We start from the raw sequence: 13,601 nt of genomic DNA, 5'->3' as shown, positions 1-13,601 counted from the left end.
CCGTTGCAGCGCAGACGCTTGCTCCGAGGCATCGGGTCGCCGAGAGAGTTTGCGATGTCGCTGAAAAATCTCCCCATTAATCTGAAGCTCATAGCCACCTTCTGTGCCTTGATGGGCGTGTGCCTGCTCGCTTCCGCGGTCGTATTCTGGCAGACGCTGGGGAGCGAGCGTGTCACGATTGAAAACAACCGCACCAAGGATATCATCCAGGCCGTGGATGGCGCGACGGCAGCCATGCTGGAACAGGCCGTCAATCAGCGCGGCTTCCTGCTGTTCCGCAGTGACAGCACCTATAATGACGTGTTCGCCCAGCGCGATATCATGCTGAAGAAGCTTGATGAAGCGCGCGCCCTTGCTGCCGGCCAGCCGGACATCCTGAAATCCATCGACGACATGCAGAAATCCGCCACCGTGTTCTTCAAGGAACTGGCGGAACCGCAGATCGCCGCACGCAAGACGACCGAAGCGCCGATTTCCGAAATCATCGAAATCGGCCGCAATCAGGCCAAGGGCCAGCTTGACGGCTTCCGTGCCTCGGCCGCCAAGATCAAGGAACAGCTGAATGGCCTGTCCACCGCTTACGCTGCAGAACAGCAGGCTGCTGCCCGCAAGCTGGAATATGCCCTTCTCGGCGGTGGCGCCGTCGCCGGCCTTCTCGCCGTGATCCTGATCTGGGCGCTTTCGCGCTCCATCGTTACGCCAATCGTCGGCATGACAGCGGCGATGAGCCGGCTTGCCGATGGCGATCTGACGACGGAAGTTCCGGCCACGGATCGTGGCGACGAAGTCGGCAAGATGGCAAAGGCTGTAATGGTCTTCAAGGAAGCCGGGCTTGAAAAAGCCCGCCTTGCCGGTGAGACCGATCGCATGCGCTCCGCGACGGAAGCAGAACGTCGCCGCACCGAGGAAGAAAAAGCCAGGGACGAGGCCGCCAGCGCTTTTGCCAGCGCCGAGCTTGGCAAGGGCCTTGCGGCTCTCGCGGATGGCGATCTTTCCTATCGCATTGAAACGCCTTTTGCGCCTGCGATTGATCCGGTTCGTGTGAATTTCAACAGCGCCGTCGAAAAACTCCAGCAGGCATTGCGCACGGTCGGCGAGAACGCGGCCGCCATCAATGCCGGCGCTTCGGAAATGCTCTCCGCCGCCGACGACCTGTCGCGCCGCACCGAACAGCAGGCGGCCTCCATCGAAGAGACCGCTGCGGCGCTCGAAGAAGTCACCACCACCGTGCGTGATAGCGCCCGTGGTGCGGAAGATGCCGGCAATCTGGTCCAGCGCGCCCGCGCCGGTGCGGAAAAGTCGGGTGTTGTGGTCCGCAAGGCGGTTGCCGCCATGCGCGAGATCGAGAAGTCCTCGGGCGAAATCGGCAACATCATTGGCGTCATCGACGATATCGCTTTCCAGACCAACCTCCTGGCGCTGAATGCCGGTGTGGAAGCCGCCCGCGCCGGTGATGCCGGCAAGGGCTTTGCGGTGGTCGCGCAGGAAGTCCGTGAACTTGCCCAGCGTTCGGCCAATGCCGCCAAGGAAATCAAGACCTTGATCAGCGCTTCCAGCCAGCAGGTGGAAAACGGTGTCAATCTCGTCGATGAAACCGGCAAGGCGCTGGAACTCATCGTCTCGGAAGTCGAAGAGATCAACGCCCATGTCAGCGCCATCGTTGTCGCTGCCCGCGAACAGGCCACCGGCCTGCAGGAAATCAACACGGCCGTGAACACCATGGATCAGGGCACGCAGCAGAACGCCGCCATGGTGGAGCAGCAGACCGCCGCCAGCCATTCGCTGGCCCGCGAAGCGGAAGCGCTGAACAGCCTGCTTGGCCAGTTCAGGATGGGCGGCGCACGCACCGCCGTTGCGAGCGCCGGCGGATATTCCGCTCCGCGCCCGTCTTCGGCCAAGCCGGCCTTTCAGCCTGCGCCAGCCGCGCCGATCCGCAAGGCTCCGGTAAAATCGGCCTCTGCAACAGCAAGGCCTGTCGCATCGCCGGCCCGTGCACTCGGCCAGAGCCTTGCCCGCGCCTTCGGTGGAGCTGCCGAAGCACCGGCCGCGAAGGATCAGGACTGGACGGAGTTCTGAGCGGGGCTTCAGATTGAACCTACGGATCGGGGGCCGAAAGGCCCCCTTTTTGCGTCGGCATTTTCAAATGGGAGGCCGCCTAGGCGCGCTGTAGCCGGAACATCCGCGCAAAAAAAAGCTCATCCGACAGGCGGTGGAGCAGGGCGGCAATGACGGCGGTTGCGGCAATGGCGAAAACGAGACGTCCGGCGAGAACCCCGTAGACATCCGCACCCAGCGACATGACCACAAGCGTGTCTTCAATCACGCTATGGGCAAAACCCATGAAGACGCAGGACAGAAATACCTGCCGCGGTGATATCGTCCCCGATTGCGCCTCGCGGATCAGGAAACCCGCGCCATAGGAAATGCCGAGGAATAACCCGATGGCAGTGAGATGCTCGGCCTCGCCGCGAATGCCTGCAAGACGCAGCAGGGGCGAGAGCGCTTTCATCATCAGCGCGAGCAGGCCGGTCAGCCTGAGAATTTCAAGGCAAAGGGAAAGGGCAAGGAGGATGACGAGCATCCAGGCCATGGTTTCACCGAGACCGAGGAAATAGGCGGACCATTCAGGCGTGGCGCTCATCGCAATCCAGGCCGGGCTCACCGGCCCCGACAACCAGCCGGTCGATTCCAGAAGCTGGTGCAGGAGAAAGGCATAAAGCAATCCGCCGCCGACGCGCAGCCCCGTCGTGACGATCATGCCGGGGCCCGCCTTTTCGATGATTTTCTGTTCGATGGGCAGGCCATGGGCGAACAGGATGAGCGCCGAAAAAACGGTGATATCAGCCACGGTCAGCGACGACGCGGGAACCAGCGTGAAGATGAGCGGCACGGCACCCCATATGCCGACCAGCATCGCGGTCAGCCAGGCAAGGCCGAGTTCAGGCGGCAGGCCGATGAGGTTCATGACCGGCGCAAAGGCAGGCGCCACCGCCTCGATCGCCCCCATCCTTGATAGCAGCTCGGTCAGTATGGCGATCGGGACCGTGATCCGCACCAGCACCCAGTAAATTGCAAGCGTTTCCCGCGCTTTTTGCCAGACGGTCTGTAGAACTGACATATGAAGGCTCCCCTGAAAGTTGTTTCCATCCACTACTCCCGGCCGGTTCGCATTTGCGGTCAGAGATTGCAGTTTTATGCAATTTTATTGCAAAGATGGCGGCGGGCGATATGCTATCCGCATGGACAGGATCGACCGGAAACTTCTGAACCTTTTGCAGGACGACGCCTCGCGCACCAATGTGGATATGGCTGATGAAGTCGGGCTGTCGCCATCCAGTTGCCTGCGCCGCCTGCAGCGGCTGCGCAAGTCGGGCGTGATCGACCGCATCGTGGCGATCCTCAACCCGGCAAAGGCGGGACGCGTGCTCAAGGCTCTGGTGACGGTGGAGCTGAAACTGCACGGTGAGCAGCAGATGCGCCGCTTTTTGGATATTGCCTGCGCGGAGGAGGCGGTGTCGCAGGCCTATGCCGTCACCGGCGCAAGCGATGTCGTACTGATGTTACGCCTGCGGGATATGGAAGAATTCGACGCCCTGTGCGACCGCTTGTTCCGCGATCAGCACAATGTGGCACGCTTTTTCACCATGGTCGTCATCAAGACGGCGAAAGAAGAAACGGCCATCAAGCTTTGAAACTGATAATATGGCCTTCTGGGAAGGCATTTGATCCTCCCCTTCAACCCAAGGAAAGCGTCTGGCTTTTGGGAAGGCAGTTTACAGATGGCGCCTCGCGTTAAGTTAAGGCTCCTTGAGGGCACCTACGGAGTGGCCCGGCTTTCTGCCGATGCATCCATTCCAGCCTGGGCCGATGGCACAGGTTTTCTCAGCATCAGCCGGACTGATGATGAGCTTTCCGTCGTTTGCCGTCAGGAGCGTATCCCTCATGATGTTAAGGCCGACACCGGCTGGAACTGTCTCAAACTTCAGGGCCCGTTCGCCTTTGATGAGACCGGCATCGTGCTTTCGGTGATCGAACCGCTATCGACCAACGACATCGGGATATTCGTGGTTTCCACTTTCGATGGCGATCACCTGCTGGTCAAATCGAAAGATCTTGAGAAAACGTTTGAGCTGCTGGCAAATGCAGGGCACTCGCGCATCTAAGCTCCGTGAGCGTGATCCGCCCGCATGGGATGCCAGACGGAAATATCGCGCGGCGCGTCCAGAAGCTCGGGCAGGGCATCGTGCCATGCCTGCCGATAGGGCCGGTGGATCTGAACGTCGATGACGTCCTGATGGTCAGTCCAGGTCTCATGCAGCAGGAACCGGTTCTCGTTTTCGCCACCCCAGTGCAGGGTTACGTTCACGAAGGTCTTTTCGTGCCGCATGGCGTCGAGCAGCGCATTCAGCAATTCCAGAAAACGTTCGCGCTGGGCTGGACGGACCTGAAAGCTGATAAGATAGGTGGTGTGCACGGGTCTTACTCCCTGGCGCCTTGCATCAGTGCGTTGCGGGTTGCTGCGTCGGCGGGATAAAAACACTCCAGCACGAGTTCGGAGAGCGTGACGTCCGTCGCCGTCCCGAAAACCGTGGTGGTTGAAATGAAGCTCAATATGCCGCCCGAAGATGGATCGCGAAGCTGGAGCGGTATGGCCAGAGGGTCGGCCCCGGCGGTATGCGGGGCGACCTTTGGCGCGGGATAGGCCGCAAGCTCCGCATGCAGCCGAGAAAGCACTTCGTCTCCGGTTTCCTCGACCTGACGGCGCAGGCGTTCCAGCAGGTGATGGCGCCATTCGGCCAGATTGACGATGCGTGAACTCAGACCCAGCGGATGCAGGCTCAGCCTCAAGGCGTTGAGCGGCGGGTAAAGCAGCTCTTCTGAAACGCCGGCCAGAAGCGACGTGATCGCCCCATTGGCGAGAACGACATTCCAGTGCCGATCCACGGCAAGAGCGGGGAATGGCATATGCCCATGCACTACCGTTTCGACGGCTTGTCGGGCGGCTGCCATATCAGGTGCATCCAGTGATCGTTCGGAATGAACGGGTGCATAACCTGCAGCCAGCATCAGCCGGTTGGCGGCGCGGGCCGGCATCGAAAGCTGCTCCGCCAGCCTCACCAGCATGTCGCGGCTGGGCGATGATCGCCCGCTTTCAACGAAGCTCAGATGGCGTGCTGATATTTCAGCCTCCACCGCCAGATCCAGCTGGCTCAATCTGCGGCGGGCTCGCCATTCCTTCAGCACCTGGCCGACATGTTCTCGATGATGTGTCATGCCCCGCAGCCTAGCAGAAGATATCGCGGATGCGATTACCTCGGAGGTAATTGTTCCGCTTCCCGACCCCCGGCATGTTTGGGCCGTCAACCACAAGGAGCGCAATCATGACGCAGCATCTCGCAATCGCCGAAACCTATCTCGCAGCCTGGAATGAGGAAGACAATGAACGTCGCAGGCACCTGATCGGTCAGGCATGGGCAGAAAATACGCGCTACGTCGATCCGCTGATGCAGGGCGAAGGCCAGCAGGGGATTGCCGCCATGATCGAGGCGGCGCGGCAGAAATTTCCGGGATATCGTTTCGTTCTTGCCGGCACCCCGGACGGACACGGCAAATTCACCCGTTTCTCCTGGCGCCTTATCTCGCCTGAAGGGGACGATGTGGCTGGTGGCACCGATGTCGTCAGCCACGATGCCGAGGGCCGGATCGAAAATGTCGTTGGTTTTCTCGACGGCGCGGCATCCTGAGGTAAAGGCGGGATAGTCCCGCCTCCTGTCCCGGCAGTTTTGTCAGCCGGCGAAACCGACTCCGGCCTGACGCTGGCCGAGCGCATTGAACACCGTGGAAATGATGCCGGCCCGGTCGAGGCCGGCATTGGCATACATGGTCTCTGGCTTGGCTTGTTCCACCCACTGGTCGGGCAGTGTGAGTGTCCGCACCTTGGGGCCGTGATCGAGCAGGCCGGCGCTTGCCATGAAATGCAGCACATGTGCGCCAAAACCGCCGACCGAGCCTTCTTCGATCGTCACCAGAATCTCATGATGGGCGGCAAGCTGTCGGATGAGATCGAGATCGAGCGGCTTGGCGAAGCGCGCATCGGCAACCGTCGTAGAAAGACCGGCGGCGTCCAGGTCTTCGGCCGCCGCCAGGCATTCCGCAAGGCGGGTTCCGAAGGAAAGCAGGGCAACCTTCGTGCCTTCCTTGATGATGCGACCCTTGCCGATCTGAAGAATCTCCCCGCGCGCGGGCATCTCGACGCCGACACCTTCTCCGCGCGGATAACGGAAGGAAATCGGGCCTTCGTCATAGGCCGCTGCCGTGCGGACCATATGTTTCAGCTCCGCCTCATCCGAGGCCGCCATAACTACCATGCCGGGGAGGGTGGCGAGGAAAGTGGTGTCGAAAGAGCCGGCATGGGTCGGCCCGTCGGCGCCGACAAAACCGGCGCGGTCGATCGGGAAACGCACGGGCAGGCTCTGTATTGCCACATCATGCACCAACTGGTCGTAACCGCGCTGCAGGAAGGTGGAATAAAGCGCGCAGAACGGCTTGTAACCGTCAGCCGCAAGCCCCGCCGCAAAGGTGACGGCATGCTGTTCGGCAATGCCGACATCGAAGGTGCGCGCCGGGAACAGCTCGGCCATCTTGTCGAGGCCGGTGCCGTTGGGCATCGCGGCCGTCACACCGATGATTTTCTCATCGAGCGTGGCTTCTTGGATCAGCGCCTCGGCGAAGACGCTGGTATAGCTCGGCGCATTCGGCTTGGCTTTTGCCTGCGCGCCGGTGATGACGTCGAACTTGTTGACGCCGTGATATTTATCGGCGGCCGCCTCCGCCGGCGCGTAACCCTTGCCCTTCTGTGTCACCACATGAATGAGGACGGGGCCTTTCTGGTTGTCGCGCACATTGCGCAGCACCGGCAAAAGGTGGTCGAAGGAGTGACCGTCGATCGGGCCGATGTGATAGAAACCAAGCTCCTCGAACAGCGTGCCGCCGGTCACGTAACCGCGCGCATGGGTCACGGCGCGGGTAATGGCGCGGTCGATCGTCTTCCCGAGATACGCCGTCAGCTTCTTGCCGAAATCGCGAAAACCCATATAGGTGCGGCCGGAGGCGAGACGCGCCAGATAGGCGCTCATCGCGCCGGTCGGTGGCGCGATCGACATGTCGTTGTCGTTGAGGATGACGATCAGTCGTGCATCGAGCGCACCGGCATTGTTCAGTGCCTCAAACGCCATGCCGGCAGACATGGAACCGTCACCGATGACAGCAATGACCTTGCGGTCGCTGCCATCCAAGCCCGCCGCCACCGCCATGCCGAGACCGGCGGAAATGGAGGTGGAAGAATGGCCGGCGCCGAAATCATCATATTCGCTTTCCGCACGGCGGGTGAAACCGGAAAGGCCACCTTCCTGCCGCAGCGTTCGGATGCGATCACGCCGGCCGGTCAGGATCTTGTGCGGGTAACATTGATGGCCGACATCGAAGATCAGCCGGTCTTCGGGCGTGTTGAAGACCTTGTGGATGGCAATCGTCAGTTCCACCACGCCAAGGCCGGCACCCAGATGCCCACCGGTTTTCGACACGGCGTCAATCATCTCGTCGCGCAGTTCCCTTGCCAGTTCCGGCAAGTCGCGATCATCGATCTCCTTGAGATCGGAGGGAAAATTCACCCGGTCAAGCAATGGTGTCTGTGGCATTCCGGTCAATCGTTCGGCCTTTTCTGGTGGTCCCCGCGCGGCGCGTGAGAACGTCTTTCATCGCGAAAGCCGCCGGGTGAACCATGCATGTCGTATACTTCTATAGAATTTCAACCTTCCGGCAAAGGGACAAACTCTTCTTCGTCGCCGGGAACGATGTCGAAGCGTCCCGTTCTCCACTCCTGTTTGGCCTGTTCTATGCGTTCTTTTGATGACGAAACGAAGTTCCACCAGATGTATCGGCGCTCATTCAGCGCTGCCCCGCCAAAGATCATGATGTGACAGCCATTGCTGCCGGCCTGAAGCGTGATGTCGTCACCCGGCCGGAAGACGAGCAGCTGGTCGGCGGCGAAGATATCGCCCGCCACATCCAGCGAGCCGGACAGAATATAGATCGCCCGCTCCTCATGATCGGCGGAAAAGGGACACTTTGCCCCCGGCTCCAGCGTCAGGTCGACATAAAGCGTATCCGTGAAGGCCGCAACGGGGGAGGTGAGGCCCTCGAATTCACCGATCACTACACGACCCGACGCGCCCTTGATATCGATCAGCGGCATCTCTTCCTTTGCCGTGTGGGCAAAGGCCGGGTCGATTTCCTCCATATGGTCGGGCAGGGCAAGCCAGGTCTGGAGGCCCGACATGGAAAGCGGATGGCCGCGCAGGTTTTCCGGCGTGCGTTCCGAATGCACGATGCCGCGCCCGGCCGTCATCAGGTTGATGTCGCCGGGGCGGATGACAAGCTCGGTGCCGAGACTGTCTCGATGCTTGATTTCGCCGTCGAACAGATAGGTGACGGTGGAAAGCCCGATATGCGGATGCGGCTTCACATCCAGCGCCTCACCGGCCTTCAGTATCGCCGGACCCATGCGATCGAAAAAGATGAAGGGACCGACAAGCCGCCGCTGCCGCGTCGGTAGCGCGCGCCGCACCGCAAAGCCGCCAATATCGCTGGTGCGGGGGATGATGAGGTTCTCGATGGCGTCGCAGGCAAAGGCATCGCCCGCGACGGGATCGTTACCGGGAAAGAAGGACATGGTCAGCTCCTCGTATCGTCTGGCGGGAGTTTAGCATAACCGAGGGGGAGGGGAGCATCGCGATATCGAACGCAGCGTCAACGATCCTTGTTAACACGACATTGTGAGAACACCTTACGGCCGGGGAAAGTTCTCAAAACCTCTCCTCCGTCATCCTCGGGACAAGCCCGAGGATGACGTCGAGGGTTTGAATCGGGAGGTGGCTACCTTATCGAATCACGTCCGAACGCTCACCCTAAACGCAATCACTCCCCGTCCAGCGGCTCCACACCCTGCGGCTTGCCGGCGCGGTCGAGACGGATCTTCTCGATGCGCTTTTCGGCAGCGTTCAGCAGCGTTTCGCAATGCTTCTTCAGGGCTTCGCCGCGCTCATAGATGGCGATGGATTCGTCCAGCGCCACGTCGCCGCGTTCCAGACGTGCGACAATGCTTTCCAGCTCGGCGACGGCTTTTTCGAACGAATAACCGCTGACATCGGCTGTGTTGGCATTTTCCGTCATGTTCAACCCTTCATCATTCTCAAAATATGCATGGCTGCCGATTCCGCCAGCCCTTCCAGATCATAACCGCCTTCCAGCAGGCTGACGACCCGATTCGAAGTGTATTTATCCGCCATCTCCAGAAGCCGGCCCGTCGCCCAGTCGAAATCCTCTCCCACCAGATTGATCTGCGCCAGCGGATCACGGTGATGCGCGTCGAAACCGGCGGAGATGAGAATGAGATCGGGCGAAAAATCCGCAATCGCCGGCAAAACGCGTGATTTGAATGCCTCGCGGAAATGTTCGCTGCCGGTGTTGGGAGAAAGCGGTGCGTTGACGACGTTGTTCTTCACGCCGGTTTCGTTTTTATCGCCGCTCCACGGATAAAGCGGCATCTGGTGGGTGGAACAGAACAGCACGGATGTGTCGTTCCAGAAGATGTCCTGCGTGCCGTTGCCGTGGTGCACATCCCAGTCAATGATGGCGACGCGCTCGGCACCATGCGCCTTCTGCGCGTGGCGGGCGGCGATCGCCACATTGTTGAAAAGACAGAAGCCCATGGCCTTGGCGGTCTCGGCATGGTGGCCAGGCGGGCGGGCTGCAACGAAGACATTGTCGGCAGCGCCGGCAAAAACATCGTCTACTGCCGCCATTGCAGCGCCGATGCCGGTCAGCGCCGCCTGCAGGCTTTTTTGCGAAACGTAAGTGTCGGCCTCAATGCGGTTGATCTCGCCATCCTCTTCCGGAATCTGTCGCATCACGGCAAGCAGATGCTCTTCCGGATGCGCCAGCAGCACCGCGTCTTCATTGGCCTGAGGCGCTTCTTTGCGATCAAGGCGCTCGAAATTCGGATGTTCGAGCGCGATGTTCAGCGACCGCAGGCGGTCCGGCCGCTCGGGATGGCCGGAAGGCGTGATATGCTCAAGGAAGATCGGATGTTCGTATAAACGCGTCGCCATTCTTTTCCTCCCGAAGAAAGTGTTTTCAGGCGCGCTGCGGCAGCAGCGGATAACCCGCCATGACGGCGCGGCCGGCAAGGGCTGCCAGCACGGCCTTCAGCGCATCACCCGGGATGAAGGCGAGCGAACCCATGAAAGCCTTTTCAAAACCGAGACCGACGACCACCGCCAGGTAGGTGATGCCGAAAGCATAAAGCACGACCACGCCGCCGATCAGGCTGGCGACGAAAAAGCCAACACCCTGCGCCAGAGCGGACTGGCTGCGATTGACGAGTTTTTCCGAGAGCGTGCCGGTGACGAAAACGGCTGCGATCCAGCCGATCAGGAAGCCCGTTGTCGGCGTGGTGAAGATCGAAAGACCGCCACGTCCGCCCGAAAGCACCGGCAGGCCGATGGCGGCAATCAGGATCGTCAGCAGAACCGCGAGCGTGCCGCGTTTTGCGCCGAGGACGACGCCGGCGAGCATGACGCCGAGCGACTGCGCGGTAATCGGCACCGGAATGAAACCGAGCGTGATCGGCGGCAAAAGCCCGAGCGCGATGATGATGGCGGAAAACAGCGAAATCAGCACGAGGTCGCGGGTCGTCATGGCTCGGAAACTCCGGATGGTTGTCTGGCCGTCAGCTTTGGCCTCTGAAACCGCGCGCGTCAATGGCGTCGGCAATGGCATCGGCATCCTTCAACGTCATAATGACGAGCGGCACGATGATGGTCGCCATCCGCACGGGCAGGCCACGCGCCCGGTGTGCATCGCGCACCGCATGGTAACGGTTGACGATCTCAGGCACGAAGCGCACCACCAGTCCGACTGCAAGCCCGATATCGGCGGCCTTGAGCAGCCCCAGCCTTTCCAGCGGGGAGGCAGCACGTGTAATTTCGTCCATGAACTGCGAAATGCTGACGGTGATGGTGACGGCGGTGGCGAGCAACGCAAGTGCCGTCAGCCGCATAAGATTGACACTGGCATCGTGTGCCGGAAGCAGGAGATAGCTGAAGCCGGCAACGAGGAAGATCGTCAGCATCACCGGCCGCAGCCGCAGGGCGATGTCCTTGAGGGGCAGCCGCGTCGCGCTCAGAACTAGCGCGGTCAGAACCATCGCGCATGCGAGAACCAGCAAGTCGTGGGTGAGGAACAATGCAATGCTGAAGCCCATGAGCGTCAGAAGCTTGAGGCGCGGCGAGACGCGGTAAAGCCAGCCCGTTCCTTCGACATGCAGCGATTTCATCGCGACGCCACCTCCAGATAGCGCGCCACCGCCGCTTCAGGTGCAGCATCTGCAATAAGCGCACCCTCATGGAAAACCAGCACCCGGTCGAAACCCCGAAGCAACGGCAGATCGTGGGTTATGACAATCAGCGCCTGGGACAGCGCCGCCATGGCTCTTTCCACGATTGCGCGGTTTTTGAGATCAAGCTGGTTGGTTGGCTCATCGAGAATGAGGATTTGCGGTTCCGTCACCAGAAGGGCGGCAAGCGCTGCAAGCTGTAGCTCACCGCCGGAAAGCTCATGCGCGCGCCGGTCTTCCAGCTGCGCGATGCCGAGTCCGGCCAGAACGACCTTCACCCGATTTTCAGTTTCGGCCTTGCCGAGGCCGAGCCGCTTCAGCCCGAAGGCGACATCGTCGCGCACGATCGGCAGGATGATCTGGTTTTGGGGATTCTGGAAGATGAAACCGACCATCTGCAGGATGGCCCTGGCGTCGCTCACGGTGTCGAGACCGTTCACCGAAACCTTGCCCTCGCTTGGCTTGTTCAGCCCGTTGATCAGCCGGGCAAAGGTGGTCTTACCGGAACCATTGAGACCGATTACGCCGATACGCCGTTCCGTCAACGTCAAAGACAGCGGCTGCAGGACCTGCCGGCCCTCGAAAACGACACCGGCGGCATCGAAACGGATTTCCAAACTTACATCCTCGCGCTCGTTTCCGGTTCTATATCCCGTCATCAACAGAAGTGAAACAAGGAACAAAAAAAGAACATTGCATTCGCGAAAAAGCCGTCATACCTTCTGGGCCATGACGATCAAGGTTTCGAACGAAGCAGCAAGGCGAATTTTTCTGGCGCGGCAGGGCCTTTCCTCCCCGCCCGGCAAGGCGCTTTCCAAGGATGGGCTGCTGCAGCTCATCACCGATCTCGGCTTCGTGCAGGTGGACAGCATCGGCACGGTGGAGCGCGCCCATCACCAGATTATTTTCTCCCGCAACCAGACCTACAGGCGCAACCATCTGACCACGCTGCTGGAAAAGGATCGCGCGCTTTTCGAGCACTGGACGCATGATGCCTCCATCCTGCCGACGGAATTTTATCCCTATTGGAAACACCGCTTCCGCCGCCGCGAGCCGATCATTCAGGAACGCTGGCGCAAATGGCACGGTGAGGGCTTCGATGCCGCGTTCGGCGAAACGCTGGAGCGCATCGCCGCAACCGGGCCGGTGCTGGCGCGGGAGCTTAAAGAGGAGGGACACCAGTCCGGTGGCTGGTGGAACTGGCATCCCTCCAAGACCGCACTCGAATATCTCTGGCACACCGGCAAGCTTGCAATTGCCGGCCGTGTGAACTTCCAGAAGGTCTATGATCTGGCCGAACGGGTCATTCCCGGTGAGCATCACGAGACCGAAGTGGAGCACGCCGAATTCGTCGACTGGGCCTGCCGCGAGGCGCTGAAACGGCTGGGGTTCGCCACCCACGGCGAAATCGCCGCGTTTTTCGATCTTGTGACGCCGCAGGAGGCGAGAGACTGGGTCAAAAACCATCGCGATGAATTGTGCGAGGTCTCGCTTCTCGCAAGTGACGGCGATACTGCCCGCCAGTCCTATGCCTTTGCCGATTTCACTGCCGACCTGACGGACGTACCGGAACCGTCCTCCCGCGTTCGCGTGCTGAGCCCCTTCGACCCTTTGCTGCGTGACCGAAACCGCACGGAGCGGCTATTCGGCTTTTATTATCGCATCGAGGTTTTCGTGCCGGAGCCGAAGCGGCAATATGGCTATTATGTTTTTCCGCTTCTGGAAGGCGACCGTCTGATCGGTCGCATCGACATGAAGGCGGAGCGCAAAGGCAGCACTCTGGATGTACGCCGCCTGTGGCTCGAGCCCGGCGTGCGCGCTTCGGCCGGGCGGCTGGAAAAGCTCGATGCGGAATTGTCGCGGCTTGCGAAGTTCACAGGGGTCGAGAGCGTGAACTATCTGGAGGGCTGGCGGGAGGAAAACTGAGTTTTTCGCACGGATGATTGCGAGAGAGGTGCCCTCGGACTCAAGGTTATCGATCCGTGATACCCCATTGTAGCGCGGCGTTGCGACATATTTCTTCTCCCCGCCGGGGAGAAGGTGGCCCAAAGGGTCGGATGAGGGGGCAACGGTAGAGATTTACGGAGAGCTAGCCCCTCATCCCGCTGCCACGGACTTCTCCCCGGCGGCGAGAAGAAGCAGGCGG

Annotated in this window: 15 protein-coding genes; 5 read left to right on the top strand and 10 right to left on the bottom strand. The window is 60.6% G+C overall.

The genetic code is table 11. From position 1 onward, the window contains the following. Window positions 1–54: 54 nt before the first annotated feature. On the top strand, window positions 55–2,076 hold the full coding sequence (locus tag FHW77_RS16815; RefSeq protein WP_004440310.1) for a methyl-accepting chemotaxis protein: 2,022 nt from the start codon (window positions 55–57) through the stop codon (window positions 2,074–2,076). A gap of 79 nt (window positions 2,077–2,155) precedes the next feature. Here the strand turns inward: FHW77_RS16815 and FHW77_RS16810 are convergent, their stop codons facing one another. Continuing rightward, complete coding sequence (locus tag FHW77_RS16810; protein ID WP_044458733.1) at window positions 2,156–3,118, bottom strand: nucleoside recognition domain-containing protein; 963 nt, start codon at window positions 3,116–3,118, stop codon at window positions 2,156–2,158. A gap of 121 nt (window positions 3,119–3,239) precedes the next feature. Between FHW77_RS16810 and FHW77_RS16805 the strand changes: the two genes are divergently transcribed. Then, on the top strand, window positions 3,240–3,692 hold the full coding sequence (locus FHW77_RS16805) for an Lrp/AsnC family transcriptional regulator (RefSeq protein WP_044458734.1): 453 nt from the start codon (window positions 3,240–3,242) through the stop codon (window positions 3,690–3,692). Between the two features lie 87 nt (window positions 3,693–3,779). After that, on the top strand, window positions 3,780–4,163 hold the full coding sequence (locus FHW77_RS16800) for an ACT domain-containing protein (RefSeq protein WP_044458735.1): 384 nt from the start codon (window positions 3,780–3,782) through the stop codon (window positions 4,161–4,163). On the opposite strand, the gene FHW77_RS16795 is transcribed toward FHW77_RS16800, so the two are convergent. Together FHW77_RS16795 and FHW77_RS16790 are read right to left on the bottom strand one after the other, a co-directional pair. Next, entirely contained in the window at window positions 4,160–4,474 is a 315-nt protein-coding gene (locus tag FHW77_RS16795; RefSeq protein WP_004440318.1) for a putative quinol monooxygenase, read from the bottom strand. The two genes, FHW77_RS16800 and FHW77_RS16795, sit on opposite strands and share 4 nt — an antisense overlap. Before the next feature lie 5 nt (window positions 4,475–4,479). After that, complete coding sequence (locus tag FHW77_RS16790; protein ID WP_064263208.1) at window positions 4,480–5,274, bottom strand: helix-turn-helix domain-containing protein; 795 nt, start codon at window positions 5,272–5,274, stop codon at window positions 4,480–4,482. A 107-nt stretch (window positions 5,275–5,381) separates the two neighbouring features. Between FHW77_RS16790 and FHW77_RS16785 the strand changes: the two genes are divergently transcribed. After that, a complete protein-coding gene (locus FHW77_RS16785) occupies window positions 5,382–5,744 on the top strand; it encodes a nuclear transport factor 2 family protein (RefSeq protein WP_044458737.1) in 363 nt (120 codons plus the stop codon). Between the two features lie 42 nt (window positions 5,745–5,786). On the opposite strand, the gene dxs is transcribed toward FHW77_RS16785, so the two are convergent. From dxs to FHW77_RS16750, 7 genes are all read right to left on the bottom strand, one after another. Then, complete coding sequence (gene dxs, locus FHW77_RS16780; protein ID WP_034495944.1) at window positions 5,787–7,706, bottom strand: 1-deoxy-D-xylulose-5-phosphate synthase; 1,920 nt, start codon at window positions 7,704–7,706, stop codon at window positions 5,787–5,789. Between the two features lie 101 nt (window positions 7,707–7,807). Further along, entirely contained in the window at window positions 7,808–8,731 is a 924-nt protein-coding gene (locus FHW77_RS16775) for a pirin family protein (protein ID WP_044458738.1), read from the bottom strand. Between the two features lie 245 nt (window positions 8,732–8,976). Beyond that, complete coding sequence (locus FHW77_RS16770; RefSeq protein ID WP_003503059.1) at window positions 8,977–9,231, bottom strand: exodeoxyribonuclease VII small subunit; 255 nt, start codon at window positions 9,229–9,231, stop codon at window positions 8,977–8,979. Between the two features lie 2 nt (window positions 9,232–9,233). After that, a complete protein-coding gene (locus FHW77_RS16765; RefSeq protein WP_004440330.1) occupies window positions 9,234–10,169 on the bottom strand; it encodes a histone deacetylase family protein in 936 nt (311 codons plus the stop codon). 25 nt (window positions 10,170–10,194) lie between these two features. Continuing rightward, entirely contained in the window at window positions 10,195–10,758 is a 564-nt protein-coding gene (locus FHW77_RS16760; protein WP_004440332.1) for a biotin transporter BioY, read from the bottom strand. A gap of 31 nt (window positions 10,759–10,789) precedes the next feature. Next, window positions 10,790–11,395 carry an energy-coupling factor transporter transmembrane component T family protein gene (locus FHW77_RS16755; protein ID WP_182590602.1) on the bottom strand — a complete coding sequence of 202 codons (606 nt, stop codon included), beginning with the start codon at window positions 11,393–11,395 and terminating at the stop codon, window positions 10,790–10,792. After that, on the bottom strand, window positions 11,392–12,072 hold the full coding sequence (locus tag FHW77_RS16750) for an energy-coupling factor ABC transporter ATP-binding protein (RefSeq protein ID WP_004440338.1): 681 nt from the start codon (window positions 12,070–12,072) through the stop codon (window positions 11,392–11,394). Before FHW77_RS16750 ends, FHW77_RS16755 begins: the two co-directional genes overlap by 4 nt. Window positions 12,073–12,184: 112 nt before the next feature. Between FHW77_RS16750 and FHW77_RS16745 the strand changes: the two genes are divergently transcribed. Continuing rightward, entirely contained in the window at window positions 12,185–13,381 is a 1,197-nt protein-coding gene (locus tag FHW77_RS16745) for a winged helix-turn-helix domain-containing protein (protein WP_004440339.1), read from the top strand. Window positions 13,382–13,601 lie beyond the last annotated feature (220 nt).

The sequence above is a fragment of the Agrobacterium sp. RC10-4-1 genome (assembly GCF_014138475.1).
Lineage (GTDB): Bacteria > Pseudomonadota > Alphaproteobacteria > Rhizobiales > Rhizobiaceae > Agrobacterium > Agrobacterium pusense.
The sequence above is the reverse complement of the archived record's forward strand: the minus strand, read 5'-3'. Positions and strand labels throughout refer to the sequence as shown.

What these genes read in the sequence shown, in the direction of transcription:
- FHW77_RS16815 (WP_004440310.1), top strand. Translation starts at nt 55, where the DNA reads ATGTCGCTGAAAAATCTCCCCATTAATCTGAAGCTCATAGCCACCTTC.
- FHW77_RS16810 (WP_044458733.1), bottom strand. Translation starts at nt 3,118, where the DNA reads ATGTCAGTTCTACAGACCGTCTGGCAAAAAGCGCGGGAAACGCTTGCA.
- FHW77_RS16805 (WP_044458734.1), top strand. Translation starts at nt 3,240, where the DNA reads ATGGACAGGATCGACCGGAAACTTCTGAACCTTTTGCAGGACGACGCC.
- FHW77_RS16800 (WP_044458735.1), top strand. Translation starts at nt 3,780, where the DNA reads ATGGCGCCTCGCGTTAAGTTAAGGCTCCTTGAGGGCACCTACGGAGTG.
- FHW77_RS16790 (WP_064263208.1), bottom strand. Translation starts at nt 5,274, where the DNA reads ATGACACATCATCGAGAACATGTCGGCCAGGTGCTGAAGGAATGGCGA.
- FHW77_RS16785 (WP_044458737.1), top strand. Translation starts at nt 5,382, where the DNA reads ATGACGCAGCATCTCGCAATCGCCGAAACCTATCTCGCAGCCTGGAAT.
- FHW77_RS16775 (WP_044458738.1), bottom strand. Translation starts at nt 8,731, where the DNA reads ATGTCCTTCTTTCCCGGTAACGATCCCGTCGCGGGCGATGCCTTTGCC.
- FHW77_RS16770 (WP_003503059.1), bottom strand. Translation starts at nt 9,231, where the DNA reads ATGACGGAAAATGCCAACACAGCCGATGTCAGCGGTTATTCGTTCGAA.
- FHW77_RS16765 (WP_004440330.1), bottom strand. Translation starts at nt 10,169, where the DNA reads ATGGCGACGCGTTTATACGAACATCCGATCTTCCTTGAGCATATCACG.
- FHW77_RS16760 (WP_004440332.1), bottom strand. Translation starts at nt 10,758, where the DNA reads ATGACGACCCGCGACCTCGTGCTGATTTCGCTGTTTTCCGCCATCATC.
- FHW77_RS16755 (WP_182590602.1), bottom strand. Translation starts at nt 11,395, where the DNA reads ATGAAATCGCTGCATGTCGAAGGAACGGGCTGGCTTTACCGCGTCTCG.
- FHW77_RS16745 (WP_004440339.1), top strand. Translation starts at nt 12,185, where the DNA reads ATGACGATCAAGGTTTCGAACGAAGCAGCAAGGCGAATTTTTCTGGCG.